Genomic DNA, 24,033 nt, shown 5'->3' on the forward strand with positions numbered 1-24,033 from the left:
TCAGGCGACTGCGTAGTGGAGGTGGGTGACGCCGGGGGCGGGGACGGCCTCGATCAGCTCGAGGCGGATGTGCGAGGGCAGCTCCCGGAAGAACGAGCGGCCGCCGCCGAGGAGCACCGGGACCTGGTGGAGGACGATCTCGTCGACCAGTCCCGCCGCGAGCGCCGAGGTCAGCGCGCCGCCGCCCATGAGGCCGACGTCCTTGCCGCCGGCCGCCGCGCGGGCCGCCTCGACGGCTTCCTTGACGTCGCCGGCCAGGGTCTGCCGGTCGGTCAGTTCGGGTGCCGGCCGGTGGCTGAGCAGGACGAGCGGGGCGCCCGGGTGCGGGCTGCCGCCGCCGAAGTGGTCCGAGTCCTCGTAGGTGTTGCGGCCCGCGACGACGGCGCCGATGCGCCCGGCAAGGCTGTCGAACACGCGGGCACTCGGCTCGCTGAGGCTGAAGAAGTCGAACACCCGGCTCCGCGTGTCGCCGTCGGTGTACCAGTCGAAGAGCGTCCCGCCGTCGCCGAGCCCGTTCCCGGGGCCGGGTTCGCGGCCGGTGATGTACCCGTCGACCGACACCGCGTGGGCGCTGATCACCTTGCTCATCGGAGCCGTCCTTTCGAGTTCCTTGAGGAGACTCCAGAACCGTAGCAGTTCAAGTTCCTTAAGGGAACCCCGAGTGCTAAAGTGGCCTCATGCAGCGCACGAACTTCAGCGAACTGGCCGCGTGCTCGATCGCGCGCACGCTGGACGTCATCGGCGAACCCTGGTCGCCCCTGATCCTGCGGGACGTGTGGGTCGGCATCAGCCGGTTCGAGCAGCTCCAGGCCGATCTCGGCATCTCGCGCAAGGTCCTCACCGAGCGGCTGAACCACCTCGTCGACCAGGGCGTCCTCGAGCGGCGGCCGTACGACCAGCGTCCGCGCTTCGAGTACGTCCTCACCGAAAAAGGCGCCGACCTGGTCGACATGCTCATGGTCATGACCCGTTGGGGCGACAAGTGGCTGGCGGGCGAGGCCGGCCCGCCGGTGCTCTACCGGCACCACGCGTGCGGCGAAATCGCCGCCGCCGACCTCCGCTGCACCCACTGCGGCGAGCCGATGCACGCCGGCGACGTCGATCCGCTGCCCGGCCCCGGCGCGGCGAAGTAGCTTCAGGGCAGCCGCGGCTGGGCCACGACCTCCTGCAGCCGGCGCAACGTGCGCAGCGTCGTCTCCAGGTCTTCCCGGGACACCTGCGTGGCCACGTCCTCCGCCCACGCTTCCTGCGCGGCGCCCAGTTCCCGCAAGGCCGCCTTCGCCGGTCGCGTCAACGACAGCAGCGGCGCCCGCGCGTCGGCCGGATTGGGCAGGCGGTCGAGCATTCCGTTGCGCAGCAGGCGGTTCACCGTCTCCTGCACGCTCTGGCGCCGCAGCCCGCGGCGGCGCGCGACCTCGGCGGCGGTCGCCGGGCCGTCCTCGAGGAAGCCGAGCACCTGCCACTGCGCGGCCGTCAGCCCGACCGGCCCGGTCAGCGCGTCGCCCGCGGCCAGGAAACCGCCATTGGCCTTGAAAACGGCGTCGATCACCCGGGTGAACGTCTCGGCTCGCTGCGACCACATGCGTGCTAGTCTCGCATATTGACAGGCACCTGTCGAAATGGAGCGAGCATGGACATGCCCACCCTCGGGCCCGCGCACGACGCGCTGAAGGCCTTCGTCGGCGACTGGACCGGCACCGAAGACCTCGCCGCGTCGCCGTGGGCGCCGGCCTCGGCCGCGCGCGCGAAGTGCGCATACCGCTTGACACTCAACGGTTTCGCACTGCTCCAGGACTACCGGCAACGCCGCACCGACGGCACGGAGTTCCTGGGGCACACCGTCTTCACCGTCGACCCGCAGACCGGCGAGACGCTCTCGTACGGCTTCGACAGCTACGGCTTCCCACCCGAGTCGCCCGCCCGCGGCGCCTGGTCGGGCGCCACCCTGGTCCTGGAGAAGAAGACCGCCCGCGGGGTCGCCCGGCACCGGCTCACCCCGGACGGCGACACCCTCACCCACGAAATCGACGTGCGGATGGGCGAAGACCGCGAATTCAGCCCATTTCTGCGTGCGCGGTACACCCGGGAAAACGGGTAGGAGGAAACGGGTGACACCCCTCCCCCCTTGCTCGAGGACGTCACCCGTTTCCGGTCTCTGCCACCACATCCGCGGACCTGCCGAACTGGGCGATCCTGCGGTGGGTCAATTTCACAACAATTATTAGTTATTCGGTCTTGCTCGCTTTCGCGGTATGCAAGCGAGTGTGTCCCCGATGCCGCCGGAGGCCCAGGGAAAACGATTACTTTCACCCGAACGGCCTAGCGTCGACCCCCGTCCACCGGGGTTCGCCCGGGCCGCGGGCGCCCGAAATTGTCGGACCCCCGGAGTAGAGATGAACGCGTGCGCAGACCAGCCGGGCCGCCCCTGGAACCCACGGACTCGACCCCGCTGATCGGGGTCGAGAACATGAAGATGCCCGAATGGGCGCGCGTCGACGAACGCGTGGCCTCCGCGGGGTTCGGCCAGGCGGTGCGCGCGCTGCCACACGCGATCGCCGTCGTGCTGCGGCTGGCCTGGCGCACGTCGCCGCGGCTGACGCTGCTGGCCGGGTTCGTGCACGTCGTCTCGGGCTGCGTCACCGCGTTCGGGCTCCTCGCCACCGCGAACGTCTTCACCGCGCTGCTCGAACAAGGCCCCACGCCCGAGCGGGTGCTGCAGTCGCTGCCCGCGATCGCGGTCGTCACGGGGTCGTACGCGGCGCGCGCGGTGCTCGATGCGGCCGTCGCCGCCGTCGAGGGCGCACTGCGGCCACGCGTCACCGCCGCGGCGGACGACGCGGTCACGGCGGCGGTCGTCCGCGTCGGGCTGATCGCGTTCGAAGACGCGGACTTCCGCGAGCTGGCGCGGCAAGGCGCGCGGTTCGGCGTCCGGTCGATCGAGACCAGCCTGCGGCGGCTGGCCGACCTGACGTCGTCGGCGATCTCGCTCGCGGCGGCGATGCTCACCGCGGGCCTGCTCAACCCGTGGCTGGCGCCGGTGCTGCTGCTCGCCGCGGCGGCCGACGGCTGGGCCGCCGCCCGCATCGCGAAGCTGAACTACCGGCACTTCCTCGACACGGTCGGGCGCAACATCCGCAAGTCGGTCGTCGAGGAGGTCGCGACCTGGCGCACGATGGCCCTCGAGCGGCACGCCCTGACGCTGCAGGAGCCGTTGCTCGGCGAGTACCGGCGCATCTCGCGCAGCCTGGCGCGGGAGGAGGTGCGGCTGGCCCATCGCAGCAACCTGGTCCGGACCACCGGCCGGGCGGCGGCGGGCTTCGGCACCGCGGCGGCGTACCTCGTGCTCGGCTGGCTGCTCTACTCCGGCGGGATGGAGCTGGCACTGGCCGGCACTGCGGTCTTGGCGATGCGCACGGCGTCGACGGCGCTGTCCAACACCATGCGCGCGGTCAACGCGCTGTACGAGGACTCGTTCTACATCGGGTTCTACAACCAGCTGCTCGTCGAATCGGTGAAGCGGCAGCCGCCGCCGACGGCGGTGACGGCGCCGCCCGACCCGGCCGAGATCCGGCTGGAGGGCGTCACGTTCACCTACCCGGGGCAGAAGAGGCCCGCGCTGCGGGACGTTTCGCTGACGATCCGGCGCGGCGAAGTGGTCGCGCTCGTCGGGGAGAACGGCTCGGGCAAGACCACCCTCGGCAAGCTGTTGACCGGGCTCTACCCGCCGGACGAAGGCGTGGTGCGCTGGGACGGCGTCGACCTCGCGCACGCCGACCCGGCGTCGGTGCACGCGAACATCGCCGTCATCGCGCAGGAACCGGCCGAGTGGCCGATGACGGCGGCGAACAACGTCGCGGTGGGCCGGCTCGGCCGCGCCGACCCGGATCGCCGGGCGTGGCGCGAAGCCGTGGGCTACTCGGGCGCGGACGAGGTCATCGATTCGTTGCCCGCCAAGGAGAACACGGTCCTGTCGAAGAAGTTCGACGAGGGCCACGACCTGTCCGGCGGCCAGTGGCAGCGCATGGGCATCGCCCGCGGCATCTACCGCGACGCGTCGGTCCTGGTGGCGGACGAACCGACGGCGGCGCTCGACGCCCGAGCCGAGGCCCGGGTGTTCGCCGGCCTGCAGCACGCGAGCACGTCGCACCGCGGCCGGCGGACCACGGTGCTGGTCACCCACCGGCTCGCCAACATCCGGTCCGCCGACCGGATCCTGGTGCTGGAGAAGGGAAGGCTGATCGAACAGGGCACGCACGACGAGCTGATCCGCGAGGGCGGCGTCTACCACGAGCTGTACGAAATCCAGGCGCGCGCGTACCGGAACGGCGCGGACGTCCCGGCGCCGCGCGTCAAAGGCACACCGGACACGGCCTCGTCGTCGCCCGAAAGCCCAGCGTCGCCACGAGCAGCGCGGCGCCCCACACCAGGAACACCGGGTAGGTCGCCGTGAACGCCCACTGACCGGCCAGCGCCCCCTCGCCCGCTCCACCCGGGTCACAGGCGGGCGTGAGGCCGAAGGCGACGCATCCCGTCATCAGTGCGCCGTACTGGCCGACGAGCAACCCGGCCACGAGCGGCGGCGTGATCGCGAGCGCCGCCGGCACCCGGCGGCCGGCGAGCCCGGGCACCCACCGCGGAAACCGCTGGGACCAGCCCCGCGCCAGGCCGGCGGTCAGCACGGCACCGACGGCGGGAACGGCCCCGAGCACGAAGAGCGAGACGGCGATCGTGCCGCTCATCTCCCCGGCCCGGGTGGTGCCGAGCGGCACGCCGAGCGCCCACGACCAGTGCGGCAGCGTGAACCCGGCGAGCGGCACGAAGACGGCGACCCCGACGGCAACCCGCGCCCACCGCGGCGCCACGAGCGTGCCGTCCGGCCGCCGGGCAACCGGCCGCGTCCGCCCGCACACCCGGCAGCCACGGCCGGTCCGCACCCGACGCGCATCGGCGGCGAGCCCGCACAGCAAGCCGCCGACGAAGGCGAACACCAGCGGCGCTTCGACGGGCTGCCCGAAGGCCACCTGCATCACGAGGTTGTGCGGCACGACCAGAACGAGCACGACGCACGCACCCCAGCCCCCGGCCACGGCCACCAGCCGCGGCGCCGCCGGCACGAGCACCGCGCCCGCAACACAAAGCCCGGCCACGGGAAGCGCGATTCCGACACGACCCCCGAACGGCGACCCGGTCCCGAACGGCCACAGGAGGGCCAGCCCCGCCTGCGCCACGAGCCAGGTGGACGCCGCACCCTCGGCCCGAGTCAGCGGCCGCCGAACCAGGGTCATCGCGACACCTTCCCCACGCCCGCCGAGCAGCCGAAGGCGACGTACTCCGTCCGCGAGAGCGGGAGCCGAATCGTCGTCATGCACGCAGTCTCGCCGCCGGGCAGGCCGTCCCGGATCCCCTTCGAGGCGCAGCACGATCCCCCATGAGCGGGTGGACTTCCGCACCCGGCCAGCGGATTTACCCCCGGCGACCCGGCGGGGCAGACTGGCTTGCCGAGCCGAGGGAGGCCCCATGCGCCAGCTCACCGCCCTGGACGTGCAGTTCCTCAACGCCGAGTCCACCACCACGACCGGGCACGTCGGTGGCCTTTCGATCCTCGACCCCGCCACCGCTCCCGGCGGCGGGCTCACGCTCGACGACCTCCGGGAGCTCATCGGCTCGCGGCTGCACCTCGCCAAGCCGCTCCGGTGGCGGCTGCTGACCGTTCCGTTCGGGCTCGACCACCCGTACTGGATCGACGATCCCGAGTTCGACCTCGAGTACCACGTCCGCGAGATCGCGCTCCCCGCGCCGGGCGACGAGCGGCAGCTCGCCGAGCAGATCGCGCGGCTGACCGCGCGGCCGCTCGACCGGCGGCGGCCGTTGTGGGAGGCCTACCTCATCCACGGCCTGCCGGACGGCCACGTGGCCGTCTACACGAAGGTCCACCACAGCGCGATCGACGGCGTCTCGGGGGCCGAGCTGATCGGCGTCCTCATGGACACCACGGCCGAGCCGGAGCCGAAGGCCCCGCCGAAACAGCCGGTCAAGGAGCCCGTCCCCACCCCGGCCGCGCTCGCCCTCAACGGCGCGAAGAAGCTCGTGCTGCACCCCGTCAAAGCCGCCCTCCAGGTGCCGAAGCTGCTCCAGCACATCGACGAAGTCCCCGGCCTGGGCCGCTACCCCGGCGTCGGGCTGCTCGCGAAGGCCGGCAGCATGCTCAACCGCGTCACGCGCCAGGGCTCCGGACGCCACGAGGCCGCGCGGCCGCGGCTCGTGGCGCCGGACACGCCGTTCAACGGGCCGATCAGCCCGCACCGCCGCTTCGCGTACGGTTCGCTGCCGCTCGACGAGGTCAAGCACGTCAAGAACGTCTTCGGCGTCACGGTCAACGACGTCGTGATGGCGTTGTGCGCCACCGTGATGCGCCGCTGGCTCGTCGACCACGACGCGCTGCCCGAGCAGCCGCTCGTCACGCTCGTGCCGCTCTCGGTCCGCACGCCCGAGCAGGCGAAGGACGCCGGCAACCAGGTGTCGGTCATGCTCGCGCCGCTGCCGACGCACCTCGCCGACCCCGCCGCGCGGCTGGCCGAGGTCACCAGCGCGATGGTCGCCGCGAAGCAGCGGTACCAGCCGCTGCCCGCGTCGTGGCTGGTCGACTTCAGCGGGATGCTGCCGGCCGCGCTCGGCGGGCTCGCCGCGCGCGCCACCATGCTGTTCCTCGGCGCCACCGCGCCGGTGGTGAACCTGGTGGTGTCGAACGTCCCCGGGTCGCAGAAGCCCCTGTACCTGGCCGGGGCGCGGATGCTCGCGAACTACCCGGTCTCCGCGATCACCGACGCGAGTGGCGGCCTGAACATCACCGTGATGTCCTACGACGGGAAGCTGGACTTCGGGCTCGTCGCCTGCCGCGAGCTGATCCCGGACGTCTGGGACCTGGTGGACCACCTGCACGACGCGCTGGCCGAGCTCACCAAGCTGGCCGCCGAGCACACCCGGGAGGCCTGATGGCGGAGCGCGTCGCGGCGGTCGGCGACGTCGAGCTGTGCTTCGAGACGTTCGGCGACGCGGGCGGCCGTCCGCTGCTGCTCGTCATGGGCCTCGGCGCACCGATGATCTGGTGGGACGAAGACTTCTGCGAAACCCTGGCCGCCCAAGGGTTTTACGTGATCCGGTTCGACAACCGCGACTCCGGGCGGTCGAGCCGGATGCGCGGCCGCGCCACCCTCGCGCAGGCGTACCTGCTGCACAGTTCGCCGTACTCGCTGGCCGACATGGCCGCCGACGCCGCAGGGCTGCTGGACGTGCTCGGCGTCCCGGCCGCGCACGTCGCCGGGGCGTCGATGGGCGGGATGATCGCGCAGACCCTGGCCGTCCGGCACCCGGCGCGGGTGCTGTCGCTGACGTCGATCATGTCGAGCACCGGCGGGCGGCTGGTCGGCCGGCCGAGCCCGCGGGCGATGTCGATGCTGCTCAGCGCGCCGCCGCGCACCCGCGCGGACTACGTCGACCTGCTCGTGCGGACGTTCCGGCTGATCGGCTCGCCCGGCTACCCGTTCGACGAGGAGCGCATGCGCTTGCGGGCGGAGCGCACGTTCGACCGCGGTGTGCCCCCGGGCGGCACGCTGCGGCAGCTCGCGGCGATCATGGCCGAACGCGACCGCGCCCCGAAGCTGCGGAAGGTCCGGGTGCCGGCGCTGGTCGTGCACGGCGCGAAGGACCCGCTGGTCCACGTCTCGGGCGGGCGCGCGACGGCCCGCGCGATCCCGGGCGCCGACCTCGACGTCGTCCCCGGCATGGGCCACGACCTGCCCCGCGCGGTCTGGCCGCGGGTGGTCGGCGGCATCAAGCGGATCGCCGACCGTGCGGAAGTGGCGCACACGCGTGATTGAAGAGGCATCACGCGTGATTGGAGGGGCATCACGCGTGACTGGGAGGTCGACACGGCTCAGCCGGACAGGGTGATCGAGCCCAGGTGGGAGAAGTGGGCCGCGACGCGGGAGCCGGGGCGGAGCGGGACCGCGTCGGTCATGCCGCCCGTCAGCACCAGCCAGCCCGGCTCCAGGGCCAGGCCCCGCGCGGCCAGGGCGTTCGCCGCCAGGGCCAGGGCTTCGGCCGGGTGGCCCTGGACGGCCGCGCCGGTCGCCGTGTCGACGATCTGGCCGTCGACCTCCAGCAGCGCCGCCTCCAGTGAAAGGTCGAGCGAGGCGGGCGGGAGCCCGACCGGGCCGACGCCGAAGTACGCCGACGAGCCGTTGTCCGCGACGGCGTCCGGGAGCGTGAAGCGGTAGTCCGTGTACCGGCTGTCGATGACCTCGATGCCGCCGTACACGCTCTCGACCGCGGCCAGCGCCGTCGCCGCCGTGACGCCCGGGCCCGCCAGGCGGCGGCCCAGCACGAAGACCAGCTCGGGCTCGGCCCGCGGGTGGATCAGCCGCGGCACCGGGACGCCCGCGGGCAGCACCATCGCGTCGGTGAGCCAGGCCAGCAGCGGCGAGTCGATGCCCATCCGCTCCTGCTTGGCCCGGGACGTCAGGCCCAGCTTGACCCCGACGAGCGTCTCGCCGCGGGCTCGCCGCTGCCGCAGAGCTTCGTCCTGGATCGCGTACGCGGTGTCGACGTCCAGCCCGGGCCACTCCTCGGAAAGCGGGGCCCGCTCCGAAGTCGTCTCAAGCAGCGAAGTGGCTGCTTCGCGCACGTTCACGATTCCTCCGAGAAGACTGCGGTGACGCTGCCGAGGCCGGCGATGGTCGCGACGATCGTGTCGCCCGGCGAGACCGGGATCGCCCGGGTCATCGACCCCGGCAACACGACGTGCCCGGGTTCGAGCGTGACGCCCAGCGGCCCCACCGTGTTCGCCAGCCACACCAGCGAGTTCAGCGGCGAGCCGAGCACCGCGCCGCCCGCGCCGGTCGCCGCCACCGAGCCGTTCCGGTAGAGCACGCACCCCGCCAGCCGCAGGTCCACGGCCCCCAGCGCGGTCGGGCTGCTGCCCAGCACCACCCCGCCGGACGACGCGTTGTCGGCGATCGTGTCGAACAGCGAGATCTTCCAGTCCCGGATCCGGGAGTCGACGATTTCCAGCGAGGGCAGGACGAAGTCGACCGCGCGCACCGCGTCGGCGACCGTGACGCCGGGGCCGCGCAGGGCCGAACCGAGCACGAACGCGATCTCCGGCTCGATCCGCGGCTGCAGGAACGCCGAGGTCGGGATCGCCTGGTGCTCGAGGTGGAACATGCCGCCGGTGAGGTGCCCGTAGTCGGGCTGGTCGACGCCCATCTGCCGCTGCATCGCGGCCGAGGCGAGCCCGACCTTGTGCCCGCGGACCGAGTCGCCGGCCTCGGTCCACTGCCGCACCTGCTCCTGCTGGATCCGGTACGCGTCCTCGACGCCCGCGTCCGGGTAGGTCTTGATCAGCGGCTCGATCGGCTCGCGCATCGCGTAGGCCCGCGCCAGTACGGCGGCGGCCTCCTGCACCCTGCTGGCGTCCACGCGAGGTGACTCTGCCGTGCGGCCACCCCGCACACAAGTCTCGATGTTCCACCCAGCGGAACTCTCGCGATACAACCTCTTGCGCGCGAGACAAATGGGGCGTAGCGTTCGCGGTACCACCAGGAAGGGACGTGAGGGACATGGCACCGACCCAGGCCGAGGTCACCGAGCTCGCCGAGATCCGCGACGAACTGCGCGAGCGCCACCTGCGCCCGGCCGCCGACCGCCCGGCGACGAACGGCCGCGGCATCCACCACACCGCGCTGATCTCCAGCGACGTCGAGCGGACCATCCGCTTCTACCAGGACGTCCTCGGCTTCCCGCTCACCGAGCTGATCGAAAACCGTGATTACCCCGGCTCCAGCCACTTCTTCTTCGACGTCGGCAACGGCAACGCGGTCGCCTTCTTCGACCTGCCCGGTCTGGACCTCGGCCCGTACGCGGAAGTCCTCGGTGGACTGCACCACCTGGCGCTGTCGGTCACCCCCGACCGGTGGAGCGCCATCAAGGACAAGCTCGACGAAAACGGCGTGCAGTACCTGCTGGAGAGCAAGACGTCCATCTACCTGTCCGACCCGGACGGTGCCCGCGTCGAGCTGATCTCCGACCCGCTCGGCGAGATGTACGGCGAGAAGATCGGCTGAACTCCTGTGCCGGGCGTCGCGCGCCGTCTAGCCTGTGCGCGACGTCTGGAGGTCCGATGGCCGATTGGTCGCTCTCCCACGCGAAAGCGCGGCTCGATCACCGCGAGCTGCTCGACGAGCTCACCGCGCGCACGCGGTTCGAGGTGCGGCTGCACCTGAACGAACCGGCGGCCAACGGCAGCTACGACGAGCTGACGAGCATCTTCGCCATCGGCCACGGCGAATGCGCCGCGCTGCTGGCCCACCACCGGCTGCTGCCGTGGTGGGAGCGCGCGCTGTTGTGGCGCTACGCGCGCCGGCTGCACGGCAAGGCGATCACGCGCAGCGTCGGCGCGGTGCCCGCCGAAGTCGCGCCGCAGGCCGCCCGCGCGTTCGGCGCCGAAATCCTCGAGCTGGCCCCGGACTCCGGCGACACCGGCGCCAAGTACGACCTGCAGGGCCGCGGCCTGCTCACGGTGTTCCGCATCGCCGTCGGCGCCCAGGGCGAAGCCTGGCCGGACCGGCACGAGGTGGCGACGACGTCCGCGCGCAACGTGCTCATCTGCGCCGCCGCGTTCGCCCGCCGCAAGCCCTGGCACGTGATCTGGCCCGTCTACCGCGTCCGCGGCCTGCGGCTCTGGAAGCTTTGACGCCCGCCGCGCGTTCCACCGGCATGAACGCAGCGGAGATCCTCGAAGGCGCCAAGACCATCGCCGTGGTCGGCCTGAGCCGCGACCCGGCCAAGGCCGCGCACGGCGTCCCCGCCGTGCTGCAGGCGCACGGCTTCCGCATCATCCCGGTGCACCCGACGGCTACCGAGCTGCTCGGCGAGAAGGTGTACCGGTCGCGCAAGGACATCCCGGAGCCGGTCGACCTCGTCGACGTCTTCCGCCCGTCGCCCGAAGCCCCCGGGATCGCGCGCGAGGCCGTCGAGATCGGGGCCAAGGCGCTGTGGCTGCAGCAGGGCATCGTCTCCGCCGAGGCGCGCCGCATCGCCGAAGAGGGCGGGCTCGAGTACGTCGAGAACCGCTGCACGGCCGTGGTCCGCGCGACCGCCGCGATCTCGAAGAACTAGCGCGACACTCCGAAGTGGACGATCCGGTGGTGCCCGGTGTCGGCCACCCAGACGCCGCCGTGCCCGTCTTCCGCGCGGTCGCGCGCCGATCCGGCCCATTCGGAGCCGTCGGCCAACGCCGTGCCCGTGCGGGTGTCGAAGCGCGCGACGCGGTCGGTGTCGTAGACCAGGAGGCGTCCGGCGCGGTCCAGCGCGACGCCGCGGGGCCGGTCCAGGTCCGGGAACTCACGCACGAACCCGCCCTGCCACGAGTACTGCGCCACCCGGCGGTTGCCGGTGTCGGCCACGTAGACGTTGCCCGCCGCGTCGACCGCGACCGCTTCCGGCGCCTTGAGCCGTCCGGCGATGACGCGCACGAGGTAGCCGTCGCGGGTGAAGGCCTGGACGCGGTCGTTGCCGGTGTCGGCCACCCAGATCCGCCCGCGCGCGTCGACGGCGACACCCGACGGCGCGCGGAACCGGCCCGGCCCGGAGCCGGGCCCGCCGATGGCGGCGAGCTCACTGGTGGTCACGCCGCCAGGATCGCCGATCACGGGCGGTGGTGGCCAGTGTCGAAAAGAGTGTTCAAGAGCTGTTTCTCCGGCGCTCACCAGCTCCACCGCGAGCAGGCCCGCCGCTCGAGGAAGCTGTACGCGGGCAGGGGCCCGATCCAGTCCGCCTGGACACCGCCGGCGCGGCCGAGCCCGGCGACGGCCTCGCGGACGACGAGCAGGTCGCCCAGCCCGACCAGGAACGCCCACCGCTCGTCGGCCGACTCGCCCGGCGGCAGCGACACGGAGTCGCGGGCGCGGTCGGCCACGGCCGAAAGCAGCCCGTCGGAGCGGGCGGCCCGCCACGCCGAGCCGGGTTCGGCGAACCGCAGGCAGACGTGCACCTCGGCCAGCCCGTCGAGCCGGTCGAGGTCGGCGCGGTAGGTGCCGGCCGCCGGGGCCAGCACCTCCGCGCGCACGGCCTCTTCGTCCTCGGCCACCGTGCCGAACCGGATCGGCAGCACCGGGCCGCCCTCGACGAGCGCGGACACCACGGCCAGGTGCGCGGCCGGGTCCGGCTCGGGCTCGCCGACGACCATCGCCAGGTCTTCCCAGCGCACCGTCCGCGGCGCCCGCGGGTGCCCGGACCGCACGACGCCGTAGAGCTGCAGCGTCACGGCTGATCGACCGGGATCGCCGGCTCGACCGGCACGGCCACCGCGGGCGTCGGCGGGGGCGGCGGGATGAGTCCGGTGGTCTGCCCGAGTCCCTGCGAGAGCTGCCCGGGCGCGGTCGTGCCCTGCAGCCGCTGCATGGCTTCGAGGTAGCGGATGTAGGTGTCGACGCTCGCGATCACGATCCGCGCCTCGATGGCCAGCAGCTCGATCCCGATCACCGACACCCGCACCGACGCGTCGATCACGAGTCCCTTGTCCAGCAGGATGTCGAGCGTGTCCGCGAGTCCTCCGCCGGTCTGTCCCGGTCTGCTCACTTAGATCCTTTCGTCGAGGGCCGCGCGGATCTCGGCGAACCGGATCTCCAGCGCGATCAAGGCCTGGCCGAGGTCTTCGACCTGGGCGGGGGTGAGGGTCTCCATGCGCCGCAGCGCTTGGCGTTCGAGCACTTCGCGGAGGATGTCGAGCACGGTGACGACCAGGTGGCCGAGCCCGCGGCCGGCGTCGGCGGGGATCCGGACGGGCTCGCTCATCCTTCGAGCCCGAGCAGCAGCAGCCGCAGGTCGAGCCGCACCAGGTCGATGCCGGCGAGCGAGATGACCACGTCCCCGGTCACCACCGCACCGCGGTGCACGACGCGGTCGAGCAGGTCGGCGACGGACTCGACGGCGTCAGCCACCGGCCGTCACCCCCAGCTCGACGTCGGTGAACGAGTACGGCGGCCACGGCCCGGACGTCTCCACCGTCGCCCCCGCCCCGCGCAGCTCGCGGGCGAACCACTCGAACTCGGCGTGGAACGCGGCTTCCCGCCCGGTTTCGACGAGGAAGGCGGTGTTGAGCAGCACGCCGTGCGGCCGCGCGCGCTCGACGCTGCCGGCGGCGTGCCGGCCCAACGCGTCCCGGAGCCGTCCGGCCGCGCCGGCGACGTCTTCGCGAGCCTGCTGAAGCGCCTTCAGCCGTTCTCGCCGGCGGACGAGGTACTGCGTGCCGGTCAGCCCCGAGGCGTCCGGCCGGGTGGTCGACGCGGGTTCGACGTGCCGCACCCGGACGCCCCACTCGCGGTGCCCGTCGACCTCGTCGAGGCAGTCGCGCGCCTGTTCGTAGGCGGTTTCCAGCAGTTTCAGCGCGGCGGCCTCGCCGTCGAGCACCGTGCCGAACCGCAGCGGCAGCACCGGTTCGTGGCGGAACACCGCGCGCACCACGGCGTCGTGCTCGCGGGCCAGTTCGGCGAGCGCGCCGTCGACCGGGTCGAGCGTGTCGATGCGGTCGAAGCGCGCCGGGGCCACCTCGGAGACGACCACGCCGAGGTCCCGGTAGCCGATCAGCCGCGGCGCCGGGTCCAGGTCCAGGGCGGTCGGCCGGTTTCGCGTGATCGCGTACGCGCAGAGCCAGTTCCGGGTGCTCACCGGGGTTCTTCCCTTCCGCTCGGCACGGGCAGCCGAGCCTCGAGTTCGGCGACGCGCGCCGCCAGGTCCGTCTTCTTTCCGGCGACACCGCCGAGTTCTCCGCGGGCCGCGTTCGGCGCGAAGAACGGGTCGTTCGTCCACCAGTCCATCCCCATTTCCCGGGCGGTCTGGGCGGAGGCGATGAACAGCCGGATCCGCAGGGTCAGCAATTCGACGTCCACGACGCTGACGCCGATGTCACCGGCTATCACGACACCCTTGTCGAGCACGCGTTCCAGAATGTCGGCCAATGAATCGGACGAAGCGGCCAATCTTGTCACCCTTCCTTTCAGGAATCGGTGGCGCCGCGGGTGAACCGCCGCAGCCGTTCGCACGCGGTGAGCTCGCCCGTGGCGTCGATGTCGACCCGGTAAGTGGCCATGACGCTGGTGGAGTCCGGGATCCGGGCCAGCTCGACGACGTCGACGAGCACGGACCAGCCGCCTTCGGCGCGCGTGCGCACCCCGGTCACGGCGTGCGGGGTCAGCCCCGTGATCACCCCGAACAGGGCGGTCGCTTCACGAATCGCGTCGGCGGCGCGGAGCGGGGAAACGGATTTCTCAGGCCTTTCGCTTTGAACGTGGAACGGCTGCGGCGATTCCGTCATCGCTTTCCTTGTCGCGGGTGGGTGCCCACCGTAGCAATGGGCACAAGCACCCGGCAGAGACCCGCAGTACGGTATTTTTCACCGGTTCGCGAGAAGAGTTGGGCGATCCGCGGCAACCGGCGGCGGCAAACGGCGGAACCCCGCAGCACCCGGCGGAACCAATTCCCGGATTCCGCCCCGGAGATCACGATCGAGTAACGTCCACCAGCCGGTACCCGACACCCCGGACCGTCTCGATGGTCCGGGTGCCGAACGGCACGTCGATCTTGCGCCGCAGGTACCCGATGTACACCTCGACGACGTTTTCGTCGCCGTCGTAGTGCGCGTCCCAGACGTGGCCGAGGATCTCGTTCTTCGTCAGCGCGGTGCCCGCCCGCCGCAGCAGGAACTCCAGCAACCCGAACTCCCGCGCGGTCAGCTCGATCCGCTGGTGTCCTCTGTGGACAGTGCGGGCGGACGGGTCGAGCCGCAGGTCGCCCGCCTCCAGCACGGCCGGGCGGGCCGGCGCCCCGCGCCGCAGCAGCGCCCGCAGCCGGGCGATGAGGACGACGAAGGAGAACGGCTTCGACAGGTAGTCGTCGGCGCCGAGGTCGAACGCGTCGGCTTCGTCGTACTCGCCGTCCTTGGCGGTGAGCATCAGCACCGGCGTCCAGTTTTCGGCCGCCCGCATGCGTTTCAGGACCTCGTAGCCGGAGAGCTCGGGCAGCATGATGTCGAGCACGACGACGTCGTACTCCTGCTCGGTCGCCCGCCAGAGGCCGTCCCGGCCGGTGTGCGCGACGTCGACGGTGAACCCCTCGGCCACCAGCCCGCGCCGCAGCGTCTCCGCGAACTCGCGCTCGTCCTCGACGATCAGCAGCCGCACTACTCCTCCTCCGGCAGTTCGAGCACCGGCAGCTCGAGCACGAACCGCGCGCCCGGCTCGTCCGACGCGGCGTAGCGCGCCCGCCCGCCGTGGCGTGCCGCGATGCCGGCCACGATCGGCAGGCCGAGACCGGTGCCGCCGTGGTCGCGCTGCCGCGACGCGTCGAGCCGGACGAACCGCTCGAAGATCCGTTCGCGGTCGGCCACGCCGACGCCGGGGCCGTCGTCGCTCACCTCGACGACGGCGAGGTCTCCGCGCACCGAGCTGGCGACGCGGATGTGCGAGCGCGCGTGCCCGCGGGCGTTGTCGACCAGGTTGCGCACCGCCCGCCGCAGCTGGGCCTCGCTGCCGCGCACCTTCGCCGGCCCGGCGCGGACCTCGATGGCCAGCGCGCACTCGGCGCGGACCCGCTCGGCCTCGGCGCGGACGATGTCGTCGAGGTCCACCTCGGTGCGCGACGGCCGGTCGGTCGTGTCGTCGGTGCGGGCGAGCATGAGCAGGTCGTCGACGAGCTCGCGCAGCCGGGCGGTCTCCCGGGCGATCACGGGGACCAGGTCTTCGGTGCTTTCCGGGTGCCGCCCCGAGACGTCCAGCGCGGTGCTGATCGTCGAGAGCGGCGACCGCAGCTCGTGGCTGGCGTCCGCGACGAACCGGCGCTGCGCCGCCTGCGCCGACGCGAGGCGCCCGAGCATCTCGTTGAGCGTCACGGCCAGCCGGTGCACCTCGTCGCCGCCCGGCGGCAGCGGGACCCGGGCGGCGAGGTCGCGCGTCGAGATCTCGGCGACGGTCCGGCGCATCCGCTCGACCGGCCGCAGCGCCGAGCCGACCGCGCGGTAGACGGCCAGCCCGGAGATCGCCAGCAGCGGGACGGCGATCAGGCCGAGCAGCAGCGTCAGCCGCGTCGACGCCTCGGTCACCGGCTCCAGCGACCGCGCGGAGATCACGGTGTACGGCCCGCCCGGCCCGTTGACCTGCTGCGACACGACGCGGTAGTCGTCGCTGTCGCCGTTGAGCCCGAGCGGGAGGGTCTCGATGGCTTCGTGCCCGACCGTCGGGTGGGCGGTGGTCAGCGGCGGGTGCCCGACGATCGCCGGGTCGCTCGCGATCGGCCGGCCCTGCGCGTTCAGCACCTGGGTGACGGCCTCGGTGTCCCCGGTGCTCGCGACGTCGGACGCGCTCAGGTCGCGCGCGCCCTCGCGGACCAGCTGGATCGCGACCTGGCGGCCGGTGCTGCGCGCGCTCTCGGTGACGCTGCGGTCGAGCGACTCCTCGAGCAGCACCACGACGACGGCGAGAGCGGCGGCGATGGCCAGTGCGAGCGCGAACACGGCCACGGCCGTGGTCCGCATGCGCACGCCGGTCGCGGCGATCACCCTGCCCAATCTCACCAACGCAGCGTAACCGCGCAGGGCCACCGGACGCGGCTCCGGCACGGACACGTCCACGGGCTCAGCGGCGCCGGCGCGTGGCGGTGAGCCGCTCGACGCGCAGCCGGTCGACCTCGGGCACGGCGAGCGGCGGCAGCGGGTGCCCGGTGGTCCAGGTCAGCAGCAGGTCCGCGAGCGCCGGGTTGCGGGCGAGCGCCGGGCCGTGCAGGTACGTGCCGACGACCCGGTCGGTCAGCGCGCCCTCGGTGCCGTCGCCGTTCCCGGTGCCGCGCACGACCCGCCCGAGCGGCGCGCTGTCGGCGCCGAGCTTGCTCACGCCGAGGTGGTTCTCGAACCCGGTGAGCGGCGCGTCCTCCAGCAGGCCGGTCGACGTCGCCACCAGCTCCGCGACGGCCCGCCGCTCGCCGGGCTCGGTGCTGACGTCGAGCAGGCCGAGCCCGTCGTGGTCGACGCCGTCGATCCCGCGGAAGCGGGTGCCGAGCACCTGCAGGCCGGCGCAGACGCCGAACACCACGGCGCGGTTCGCCACCGCGCGGCGCAGGCCGGGGTACCTGCGCAGGTGCGCGGCGGCCAGCGCCTGCGCGCCGTCCTCGCCGCCGCCGAGCAGGTAGAGGTCCAAAGTGGACGGAACGGGGTCGCCCAGCCCGACCGGCACGACCTCGGCGTCGAACCCGCGCCAGCGCAGCCGCTGGCAGAGCACCTGCGCGTTGCCGGTGTCGCCGTAGGTCCCGAGCACCTCGGGCAGGAGCAGTCCGATTTGGACGATCGAGTCAGCCACCGGGCAACCTGCCCACCAGGTCGCGGAACGCGGTGTAGTTGGCGACGAGCTCGACACCGCCGGGCGGCAGCGCGTCGATCGCGGCGACCGGGTCGGGGTCGGTCCAGTGCGCGACCTCGGCGTAGCAGAGCCGCACGGAAAGGTCGGCGCCACGCTCGCCGGTGACGACGACCTGGCGGCCGCGGAGCCGCTCGAAGTGCACGTCCCAGAGCCAGGACAGGTCGCGGCCGTCGGCCTCCTGGGCGTTGACGGCGACGACGACCGGGGTGTCCTCGTCGAGCACGCGCAGCGTTTCGGCCCAGCCGGCCGGGTTCTTCGCCAGCATCAGCCGCACGAAGTGCCGCGACCGCCGGACCGTCCGGTAGCGCCCGCCGATGTCGGCGATGGTCCGCAGCCGCGCGGCGGCGGTGTGCGGCGGCACGCCGAGCCGGTGCGCGGCGGCCAGCGCGAAGGCGGCGTTCGCGCGGTTCGCGTCCCCGGGCAGCCGCAGGTCGAGGTCGACCTGCCGGCCACCGGGCGTGCTGACGAGGTCGCCGTCGAGGGTCCAGGCGGGTTCCGGCCGGGCGAGGCCGCACTCGCAGCTCCAGTGCTTGTCCTGGTGCCGGATGGGCCCGTCGCAGCGCGGGCAGGCGGTGGAGTCGCCGGTCCACCGGCGGCCGGTGGCGACCCACACGGGCTTCGCGGCCGCGCTGGCCGCGGAGGTGACGAGCACGTCATCGCAGTTGGCGACGACGACGGTGCCCTCCTGCCCGGCGATGGCGGCCCGCAGGTCGCGTTCGGTCGACCGGACCTCGCCGACGCGGTCGAGCTGGTCCCGGCTGAGGTTGAGCAGCACGAGGACAGCGGGTTTCAGCTGCTCGGCGACCCAGGGCACGTAGGTTTCGTCGACCTCGAGCACGGCGTAGGGCGCCTCGGGCCGCGCGGCCAGCGCGGCGAGGACGCCGTCGGGCATGTTGGCACCATCGCTGTTGGCGGCGACCTCAGCGAGCGCCTCGATGGCGCGGGTGAGCATCAGCGAGGTGGTGGTCTTGCCGTTGGTCCCGGTGACGAGCACGACGGTCCGCTCCCGCCCGAGCCGCCGAAGAGCCCGCGGATCGAGCGCGAGGGCGACGCGCCCACCGATGACACCCCCGCGCCCGAGGCCGGTACTGCGCGAGAGCCAGGCGGTCGCCCGCCCGGCGGCCACGGACGCACGGGTACGAAAAGGGCTGCGTGCGGTCACCGGCTGCATGGTGCTCGCCGGGCGCTGTGAGTTTCCTGAGTCCGTGACTCGGACCACCCGGAGGCGCCCTGAGACTGCGGCGGCCGTTGCGGCCGTCTTGGGGGGCGGTCGCGGGGGCACGTGGCTTGCCGGGTGCTCCCGGGTCGCGGGTGCCCATGGGTTGCCGCCGGGGTTGCCGCGGCGGCCGCCGCCGGGGTTGCCGCGGGCCGCTCGGGCTTCGCCGGGCGCTGGTGGTGCGCCGGAAGCTTTGGTCACCCTGGGCTGTAGCGGCTGCTCGGGGCCGCCCGACTACCCGGGTTCATTGAGCGCCCGGGGGGCGGGGTCGCCCGGCTTGCCGGGGCCCTGGGTCACGGGTCCCCCTGGGTCACGGGTCCCCCTGGGTCACGGGTGCCCTGGTCCGCAGGGTTCCCCTGAGCCGCTGGGTGCCCCTAGTCCGCCGGTTCGCCTGGGCTGCTGGGTGTCCCTGGGCCACCGGGTGCCCTGGGCCTTTAGTCCGCCGGGTCCCCTGGGCCGCCGAGTCCACTGGGCCGCCGAGTGCCCAGGGCGGCCGAGTCCCCTGGGCCGCCGAGTCCCCTGGGCCGCCGAGTCCCCGGCTCGCCCGAATGCCCGGCTTGCCGAGGCCCCTGGTCGCCGCGCATCGGGTCCGGGTCGCCACCCGTCGGGCCCGGATCGCCGCGGCCGGACTCGCCGCCCGGCGGGAACGACTCCTCGCCGACCTCCGCAAAGGCACTGGGCTCCGCCCCCGGATCGAGCGTATCCAGGCCGACCGACGAAAAGCCGTCGAAACCGCCGCCGGAAGCGGGTTTGTCCACATTACGGCCGGGCTGGTGACAACTCCTCTACTCCCTTCACACGCCATTCACGAATATGAACGACGGTGCTGTCGAAGTTGTCGAACGAGCCCGTCAGTGGCTGCGCAACCGCCGTAGGTAGGAAAGTTAACCATCGGAGGTTGTACCAATTAGCATGCACAACTACCTGCTTAATTCCGAGTTGTTCCAAGATCTTCCGCCGATACATCGGAGGTGTTACCGTCCAAACCCACCCAGCGGAAATGCGTGCCGCTGAGCGGAAACCGGGAACGTCCAACGGAGGGCAGCGTGGGACCGGAGCGCGGGCTGGAGAACAGCGGAACTCTCGAACGCGGGCTCGCGGTGCTCGAGCACGTGGGTCGGCACCAGGAGATTTCCACCAATGCGATCGCGCGGCAACTGGGGCTTTCCCGCAGTGCCGCCTACCGCATCGTCGGCACCCTGAAGAGCCTCGAATACCTCGAAGCCGACCAGGTCACCGGGCGCGTGCGGCTCGGGACGCGGCTCGTCGAGCTGGGGGCGCGGGCCATGGCCGCCACCGATCTGCACCGGTGTGCGCCGCGGTACCTGGCTTCGCTCGCCGAACGGTCCGGGGAGACCACCTACCTCGCCGTTCCCGACAACGACACCATGGTCTACGTCGCCACCGAACGCAGTGCCAGCGCCGTCACCCTCGCCTGCCGCCTCGGGACGCGGCGGCCGCAGCACGCGACGTCGCTCGGGAAGGCCTGGCTCGCCGCGCTGCCGGAGGCCGACCGTGCCGAGCGCGTCCGGCGGATGAAGCTGGACCCCTTGACCCTCAAGACGATCAGCGACCCGCACCGGCTGCTCGACGAGCTCGCGCGGACCAGCCGCCGCGGGTGGGCGATCGACGAGGTCGAAAACGAACCGGACGTCGGGTGCGTCGCCGCCGCCGTGCGCGACCACTCCGGGCGGCCGATCGCCGCCATCAGCATCGCCGGGCCCGCGCCGCGCGTGCTGCGCCGCCTCGACGAGCTCGGGGCCTCCGTCGCCGGGACCGCCGCCGCCCTTTCGCTCCGGCTCGGGTACGTCCGGGGGCAGCGGGGATGACCTGGCTCCAGGACTACCAGCCGGCGGGCGGGCTGTGGGTCTCCGCGCTGCTCGCCGCGCTCCCGATCATCGTGCTGCTGGTCGCGCTCGGCGTGCTCCGCTTCTCCGCGCACCTTTCCGCCGCGCTCGCGCTGGTCACCGCGCTCGGTGTCGCCCTGCTGCTGTACCGGATGCCGGCCGCGCTCGCGTTCGACTCCGCGGCGATGGGCGTGGTCTTCGGTGTGTGGTCGGTCGCCTGGATCGCGTTCCACGCCGTGTACTTCCACAACGTCACGGTCGCCACCGGCCGGTTCGACAGCATCAAGCGCGTCCTCGCCGGCTTCAGCGAGGACCGGCGGTTGCAGGCGCTGCTCATCGCGTTCGGCTTCGGCGCGCTGCTCGAAGGCGTCGCCGGCGGCGGGTCGCCGATCGCGATCACCGCGGCGATGATGGCCGCGCTCGGCTTCCCGCCGGTCAAGGCCGTCGTGCTGGCGCTGCTGGCGAACACCGCGCCGGTCGCGTTCGGCGGGCTCGGCAACCCGCTGATCGTGCTCGGCCGGCTGACCGCGCCGATCATGCACCTCAAGCCCGACCAGGCGACGGACCTGTTCTCGGCGGCGGTCGGCCGTCAGGTGCCGGTGCTGGCGTTGATCATCCCGGCGTTCCTCGTGGTGGTGCTGGCCGGCTGGAAGCGCATGCTCGAAGTGTGGCCCGCGGTGCTGACGGCCGGGCTCGCGTTCGCGGCCATGCAGTTCGTGGCGTCCAACTACATCAGCGCCAGCCTGGTCGACGTCCTCGCCGCGCTCACGGCGATGGCCGCGCTGTGGGTGCTGACCCGGTTCTGGCAGCCCGCTTCGGTGTGGCGGTTCGAGGGTGAAGAAAGCGCTGTCAAGAGTTTGGGCGCGGCGGCGCGGTCCGAGCGCGGCGCGCTCTACGCGTGGACGCCCTACATCATCCTGATCCTGGCGATCTTCCTGTCCCGGATCGGCACGATCTTCAAGAACCTGCCCCCCTGGCTGGACCTGACGAAGCTGCTGCACAAGGCGGACTGGATCTTCGCCTGGCCGGGCCTGCACAACCACGTGGTCCAGCACCCGCCGATCACCGCGAAGAACGCGCCGTACGCGGCGACGTTCACGGTCGACTTCCTCTTTTCGCCGGGCACGGTGGCCCTGATCGCGGCGGTGGTCGCGGGCTTCGCGATGGGCGCCCGGCCGGCGCTGCTGCTCAAGACCTACCGGCAGACCCTGGTCCAGATGCGCTGGGCGCTCGCGACGATCTTCATGATCCTGGCGATCGCGTTCGTGATGAACTACTCGGGCGCGACGCAGACGCTGGGCCTCGCCCTGGCGACGACCGGCGCGGTCTTCCCGCTGTTCTCGGCGTACATCGGCTGGCTGGGCGTGTTCCTGACCGGCTCGGACGCGTCGACGAACAGCCTGTTCGGCCCGATGCAGGTGATCTCGGCCCAGCAGCTGAACCTGAACCCGGTCCTGGCCGGCGCGACGAACACGTCGGGTGGCGTGATGGGCAAGATGATCTCGCCGCAGAACCTGTCGATCGGCGCGACGGCGATCGGGCAGAGCGGCAAGGAGGGCTCACTGCTGCGGCAGACGTTCCTCTGGTCGCTGCTGCTGACCGCGGTGGTCGGCGTGATCTCCCTGCTGCAGGCGACGATCCTGACGGCGATGATCCCGTCGCCCTAGGCTGGGCGGCATGAGTGAGCCGCTTGCCGCGTTCGGGTACGAGCTGGGCCTGCTGAAGCGCGTCCGCCGGTCGGGCTGGTGGCACGCGGGGGTGCGCGACCCGGAGTCGGTCGGCGAGCACAGCCTGCGCGCCGCCCAGCTGGCCGCGCTGATCGCGGCCGAGGAAGGGGCATCGCCGGAGCGGGCGGCGTTCCTGGCGATCTGGCACGACACGCAGGAGACGCGCACGGGCGACCTGCCTCTGACGGCCACCGACTACCTGCGCAAGCCGGAGCCACGCGAGATCACGGCCGACCAGACGGCGTCGTTGCCCGCGCGGTCGCAGGAGCTGGTGCGCACGGCGGTGGACGAGTACGAGACCCGTTCGTCAGCCGAGTCGGTGTGCGCGAAGGACGCCGACAAGCTGGAGATGCTGCTGCAGGCGCTCGAATACCGGGACGTCGGCGTCCAGCGCGTCGACGAGTGGATCGAGTCGGCGCGGAAGGGCCTCAAGACGGAAACCGCGCGGAAGATCGCCGAGGCGGCGTTGACGTTGTCGCCGTTGGCCTGGCGGGACCGCTAACTGCCCACCGCCGCCGCGCGTTGCAGCAGCAGCGCGCGCTCGCGGGCGTTCTCCGTCATCTCCGCCGCCCGGCGGTACTCCTGGCCTGCCTCGTCGAGGCGGCCCAGTTTCTCCAGCAGGTCGCCGCGGACGCTCGGGAGGAGGTGGTAGTCCTTCAGCGCCGCCTCGTCGGCTACCGCGTCGACGACTTCCAGGCCCGCCGAAGGGCCGTACGCCATCGCCACCGCGACCCCGCGGTTCAGCTCGATCACCGGCGACGGCTGCAGCTTCCCCAACCCTTCGTACAGCGCCGCGATGCGGACCCAGTCCGTCTCCGACGCCCGCCGCGCGCGGGCGTGGCAGGCCGCGATCGCCGCCTGCGCCGAGTACGGCCCGTACGCGCCCTCGGCGATCTGCTCCGACAGGGCCAGCGCGGCCAGGCCGTGCTGGATCAGCAGGCGGTCCCAGCGGGAGCGGTCCTGGTCCAGCAGCAGCACCGGCTCGCCGTTCGGACCGGTGCGGGCCTTCGCGCGCGACGACTGCAACTCCATCAGCGCGACCAGGCCGTGGACCTCGGACTCGCCCGGCATCAGCCCGGCGAGGACGCGGCCGAGGCGCATCGCCTCTTCGCAGAGCGCCGGCCGCATCCAGTCGTCGCCGCGGGTGGCCGAATAGCCTTCGTTGAACACCAGGTAGATGACCTCGAGCACGGACGACAACCGTGCGACGCGCTCGTCGCCTTCGGGCACCTCGAACGGGACCTTCGCCGCGGCGAGGGCCTTCTTCGCGCGCACGATCCGCTGCGCGATCGTCGATTCTCGGACGAGGAACGCGCGCGCGATCTCGTCGGTGGTCAGCCCGCCGAGCATGCGCAACGTCAGGGCGACCCGCGCCTGCGTGTTCAGCACCGGGTGGCAGGCGACGAACACCAGGCGCAGCAGGTCGTCCTCGATGTGGTCGTCGAGGGCCGCGTCGAAGTCGGGGAGCACGCCCTCGCCGAGCCGCTGGTCGCGGCCGACCTCCTCGAGCTTCTCCGCGTAGCGCTCGTTGCGGCGGAACTGGTCGACCGCGCGGCGCTTGGCGATGGTCATCAGCCACGCGCCGGGGTTGCGCGGCACGCCGGACTCGGGCCACTGCTCCAGCGCCGCGACGAGCGCGTCCTGGGCCAGCTCCTCGGCGAGACCGACGTCGCCGCGGGCCATCCGGGCCAGGCCCGCGATGAGCCGCGGCGATTCGATCCGCCAGACCGTCTCGATCGTTCTCTGGGCGTCCGCAACCGTCACCCGGCCATTCGACAGGG

Annotated in this window: 29 protein-coding genes; 11 read left to right on the plus strand and 18 right to left on the minus strand. The window is 72.6% G+C overall.

Annotated elements, in window-relative coordinates; genetic code table 11:
• The gene (locus ACWEN0_RS05130; RefSeq protein WP_451969061.1) at positions 1-588 is read right to left on the minus strand and encodes a dihydrofolate reductase family protein; all 588 of its coding nucleotides are present in this window, start codon (positions 586-588) and stop codon (positions 1-3) included.
• Between the two features lie 89 nt (positions 589-677).
• Here ACWEN0_RS05130 and ACWEN0_RS05135 point away from each other — a divergent pair, with 89 nt between their 5' ends.
• Positions 678-1,133 (plus strand): winged helix-turn-helix transcriptional regulator, encoded by a 456-nt coding sequence (locus ACWEN0_RS05135; protein ID WP_451969062.1) that lies wholly within the window; start codon positions 678-680, stop codon positions 1,131-1,133.
• 2 nt (positions 1,134-1,135) lie between these two features.
• Here the strand turns inward: ACWEN0_RS05135 and ACWEN0_RS05140 are convergent, their stop codons facing one another.
• Complete coding sequence (locus ACWEN0_RS05140; RefSeq protein WP_451969064.1) at positions 1,136-1,582, minus strand: MarR family winged helix-turn-helix transcriptional regulator; 447 nt, start codon at positions 1,580-1,582, stop codon at positions 1,136-1,138.
• Positions 1,583-1,630: 48 nt separating this feature from the next.
• Between ACWEN0_RS05140 and ACWEN0_RS05145 the strand changes: the two genes are divergently transcribed.
• Entirely contained in the window at positions 1,631-2,098 is a 468-nt protein-coding gene (locus ACWEN0_RS05145; protein WP_451969066.1) for a DUF1579 family protein, read from the plus strand.
• Between the two features lie 369 nt (positions 2,099-2,467).
• The gene (locus ACWEN0_RS05150) at positions 2,468-4,450 is read left to right on the plus strand and encodes an ABC transporter ATP-binding protein (protein WP_451969864.1); all 1,983 of its coding nucleotides are present in this window, start codon (positions 2,468-2,470) and stop codon (positions 4,448-4,450) included.
• Here the strand turns inward: ACWEN0_RS05150 and ACWEN0_RS05155 are convergent.
• On the minus strand, positions 4,350-5,285 hold the full coding sequence (locus ACWEN0_RS05155) for a hypothetical protein (protein WP_451969068.1): 936 nt from the start codon (positions 5,283-5,285) through the stop codon (positions 4,350-4,352). The two genes, ACWEN0_RS05150 and ACWEN0_RS05155, sit on opposite strands and share 101 nt — an antisense overlap.
• 232 nt (positions 5,286-5,517) lie before the next feature.
• On the opposite strand from ACWEN0_RS05155, the gene ACWEN0_RS05160 reads away from it, so the two are divergent.
• The gene (locus ACWEN0_RS05160; protein ID WP_451969070.1) at positions 5,518-6,993 is read left to right on the plus strand and encodes a WS/DGAT/MGAT family O-acyltransferase; all 1,476 of its coding nucleotides are present in this window, start codon (positions 5,518-5,520) and stop codon (positions 6,991-6,993) included.
• On the plus strand, positions 6,993-7,877 hold the full coding sequence (locus tag ACWEN0_RS05165; protein ID WP_451969072.1) for an alpha/beta fold hydrolase: 885 nt from the start codon (positions 6,993-6,995) through the stop codon (positions 7,875-7,877). Before ACWEN0_RS05160 ends, ACWEN0_RS05165 begins: the two co-directional genes overlap by 1 nt.
• Before the next feature lie 56 nt (positions 7,878-7,933).
• On the opposite strand, the gene ACWEN0_RS05170 is transcribed toward ACWEN0_RS05165, so the two are convergent.
• Positions 7,934-8,689 (minus strand): 2-keto-4-pentenoate hydratase, encoded by a 756-nt coding sequence (locus tag ACWEN0_RS05170; protein ID WP_451969074.1) that lies wholly within the window; start codon positions 8,687-8,689, stop codon positions 7,934-7,936.
• Positions 8,686-9,477, minus strand: a complete 792-nt coding sequence (locus ACWEN0_RS05175) for a 2-keto-4-pentenoate hydratase (protein WP_451969076.1) — start codon at positions 9,475-9,477, stop codon at positions 8,686-8,688. Before ACWEN0_RS05175 ends, ACWEN0_RS05170 begins: the two co-directional genes overlap by 4 nt.
• A gap of 140 nt (positions 9,478-9,617) precedes the next feature.
• Here ACWEN0_RS05175 and ACWEN0_RS05180 point away from each other — a divergent pair, with 140 nt between their 5' ends.
• From ACWEN0_RS05180 to ACWEN0_RS05190, 3 genes are read left to right on the plus strand one after another with little or no spacing between them, the layout of a single operon-like run.
• On the plus strand, positions 9,618-10,121 hold the full coding sequence (locus ACWEN0_RS05180) for a VOC family protein (protein WP_451969078.1): 504 nt from the start codon (positions 9,618-9,620) through the stop codon (positions 10,119-10,121).
• Positions 10,122-10,177: 56 nt separating this feature from the next.
• Positions 10,178-10,750: a hypothetical protein gene (locus tag ACWEN0_RS05185; RefSeq protein WP_451969080.1), complete on the plus strand. Its 573-nt coding sequence runs from the start codon at positions 10,178-10,180 to the stop codon at positions 10,748-10,750.
• Between the two features lie 23 nt (positions 10,751-10,773).
• Complete coding sequence (locus ACWEN0_RS05190; protein WP_451969082.1) at positions 10,774-11,175, plus strand: CoA-binding protein; 402 nt, start codon at positions 10,774-10,776, stop codon at positions 11,173-11,175.
• Here the strand turns inward: ACWEN0_RS05190 and ACWEN0_RS05195 are convergent.
• The 12 genes from ACWEN0_RS05195 to ACWEN0_RS05250 form a co-directional block, all read right to left on the minus strand.
• The gene (locus ACWEN0_RS05195) at positions 11,172-11,687 is read right to left on the minus strand and encodes an NHL repeat-containing protein (protein ID WP_451969084.1); all 516 of its coding nucleotides are present in this window, start codon (positions 11,685-11,687) and stop codon (positions 11,172-11,174) included. The two genes, ACWEN0_RS05190 and ACWEN0_RS05195, sit on opposite strands and share 4 nt — an antisense overlap.
• A 74-nt stretch (positions 11,688-11,761) precedes the next feature.
• Complete coding sequence (locus tag ACWEN0_RS05200; protein ID WP_451969086.1) at positions 11,762-12,322, minus strand: GvpL/GvpF family gas vesicle protein; 561 nt, start codon at positions 12,320-12,322, stop codon at positions 11,762-11,764.
• Positions 12,319-12,636, minus strand: a complete 318-nt coding sequence (gvpJ, locus tag ACWEN0_RS05205) for a gas vesicle protein GvpJ (RefSeq protein WP_451969088.1) — start codon at positions 12,634-12,636, stop codon at positions 12,319-12,321. Before gvpJ (ACWEN0_RS05205) ends, ACWEN0_RS05200 begins: the two co-directional genes overlap by 4 nt.
• Entirely contained in the window at positions 12,637-12,852 is a 216-nt protein-coding gene (gvpK, locus tag ACWEN0_RS05210; protein ID WP_451969090.1) for a gas vesicle protein GvpK, read from the minus strand. It abuts the gene before it with no gap.
• Positions 12,849-12,998 (minus strand): gas vesicle protein GvpJ, encoded by a 150-nt coding sequence (gvpJ, locus tag ACWEN0_RS05215; RefSeq protein ID WP_451969092.1) that lies wholly within the window; start codon positions 12,996-12,998, stop codon positions 12,849-12,851. The genes gvpK and gvpJ (ACWEN0_RS05215) overlap by 4 nt, the downstream gene beginning before the upstream one ends.
• Positions 12,991-13,725 (minus strand): GvpL/GvpF family gas vesicle protein, encoded by a 735-nt coding sequence (locus ACWEN0_RS05220; protein ID WP_451969094.1) that lies wholly within the window; start codon positions 13,723-13,725, stop codon positions 12,991-12,993. Before ACWEN0_RS05220 ends, gvpJ (ACWEN0_RS05215) begins: the two co-directional genes overlap by 8 nt.
• Entirely contained in the window at positions 13,722-14,045 is a 324-nt protein-coding gene (locus ACWEN0_RS05225; protein WP_451969096.1) for a gas vesicle protein, read from the minus strand. The genes ACWEN0_RS05220 and ACWEN0_RS05225 overlap by 4 nt, the downstream gene beginning before the upstream one ends.
• A gap of 8 nt (positions 14,046-14,053) precedes the next feature.
• Positions 14,054-14,371 (minus strand): gas vesicle protein GvpO, encoded by a 318-nt coding sequence (gene gvpO, locus ACWEN0_RS05230; RefSeq protein ID WP_451969098.1) that lies wholly within the window; start codon positions 14,369-14,371, stop codon positions 14,054-14,056.
• A gap of 184 nt (positions 14,372-14,555) precedes the next feature.
• Positions 14,556-15,236, minus strand: coding sequence for a response regulator transcription factor (locus tag ACWEN0_RS05235; protein ID WP_451969100.1), 681 nt, complete (start codon positions 15,234-15,236; stop codon positions 14,556-14,558).
• The gene (locus tag ACWEN0_RS05240) at positions 15,236-16,624 is read right to left on the minus strand and encodes a sensor histidine kinase (protein WP_451969102.1); all 1,389 of its coding nucleotides are present in this window, start codon (positions 16,622-16,624) and stop codon (positions 15,236-15,238) included. Before ACWEN0_RS05240 ends, ACWEN0_RS05235 begins: the two co-directional genes overlap by 1 nt.
• A gap of 61 nt (positions 16,625-16,685) precedes the next feature.
• Positions 16,686-17,402, minus strand: coding sequence for a type 1 glutamine amidotransferase (locus ACWEN0_RS05245; protein WP_451969104.1), 717 nt, complete (start codon positions 17,400-17,402; stop codon positions 16,686-16,688).
• Positions 17,395-18,588, minus strand: a complete 1,194-nt coding sequence (locus ACWEN0_RS05250) for a MurT ligase domain-containing protein (protein WP_451969106.1) — start codon at positions 18,586-18,588, stop codon at positions 17,395-17,397. The genes ACWEN0_RS05245 and ACWEN0_RS05250 overlap by 8 nt, the downstream gene beginning before the upstream one ends.
• A 1,136-nt stretch (positions 18,589-19,724) precedes the next feature.
• On the opposite strand from ACWEN0_RS05250, the gene ACWEN0_RS05255 reads away from it, so the two are divergent.
• The 3 genes from ACWEN0_RS05255 to ACWEN0_RS05265 are packed head-to-tail and all read left to right on the plus strand — an operon-like array spanning position 19,725 to position 22,754.
• On the plus strand, positions 19,725-20,507 hold the full coding sequence (locus tag ACWEN0_RS05255; protein WP_451969108.1) for an IclR family transcriptional regulator: 783 nt from the start codon (positions 19,725-19,727) through the stop codon (positions 20,505-20,507).
• On the plus strand, positions 20,504-22,192 hold the full coding sequence (locus tag ACWEN0_RS05260) for an L-lactate permease (RefSeq protein ID WP_451969110.1): 1,689 nt from the start codon (positions 20,504-20,506) through the stop codon (positions 22,190-22,192). Before ACWEN0_RS05255 ends, ACWEN0_RS05260 begins: the two co-directional genes overlap by 4 nt.
• A 10-nt stretch (positions 22,193-22,202) precedes the next feature.
• Complete coding sequence (locus ACWEN0_RS05265) at positions 22,203-22,754, plus strand: HD domain-containing protein (RefSeq protein ID WP_451969112.1); 552 nt, start codon at positions 22,203-22,205, stop codon at positions 22,752-22,754.
• On the opposite strand, the gene ACWEN0_RS05270 is transcribed toward ACWEN0_RS05265, so the two are convergent.
• Entirely contained in the window at positions 22,751-24,016 is a 1,266-nt protein-coding gene (locus tag ACWEN0_RS05270; protein WP_451969114.1) for an RNA polymerase sigma factor, read from the minus strand. The two genes, ACWEN0_RS05265 and ACWEN0_RS05270, sit on opposite strands and share 4 nt — an antisense overlap.
• Positions 24,017-24,033: the final 17 nt, after the last annotated feature.

It is taken from the genome of Amycolatopsis sp. NPDC004378 (assembly GCF_053602455.1).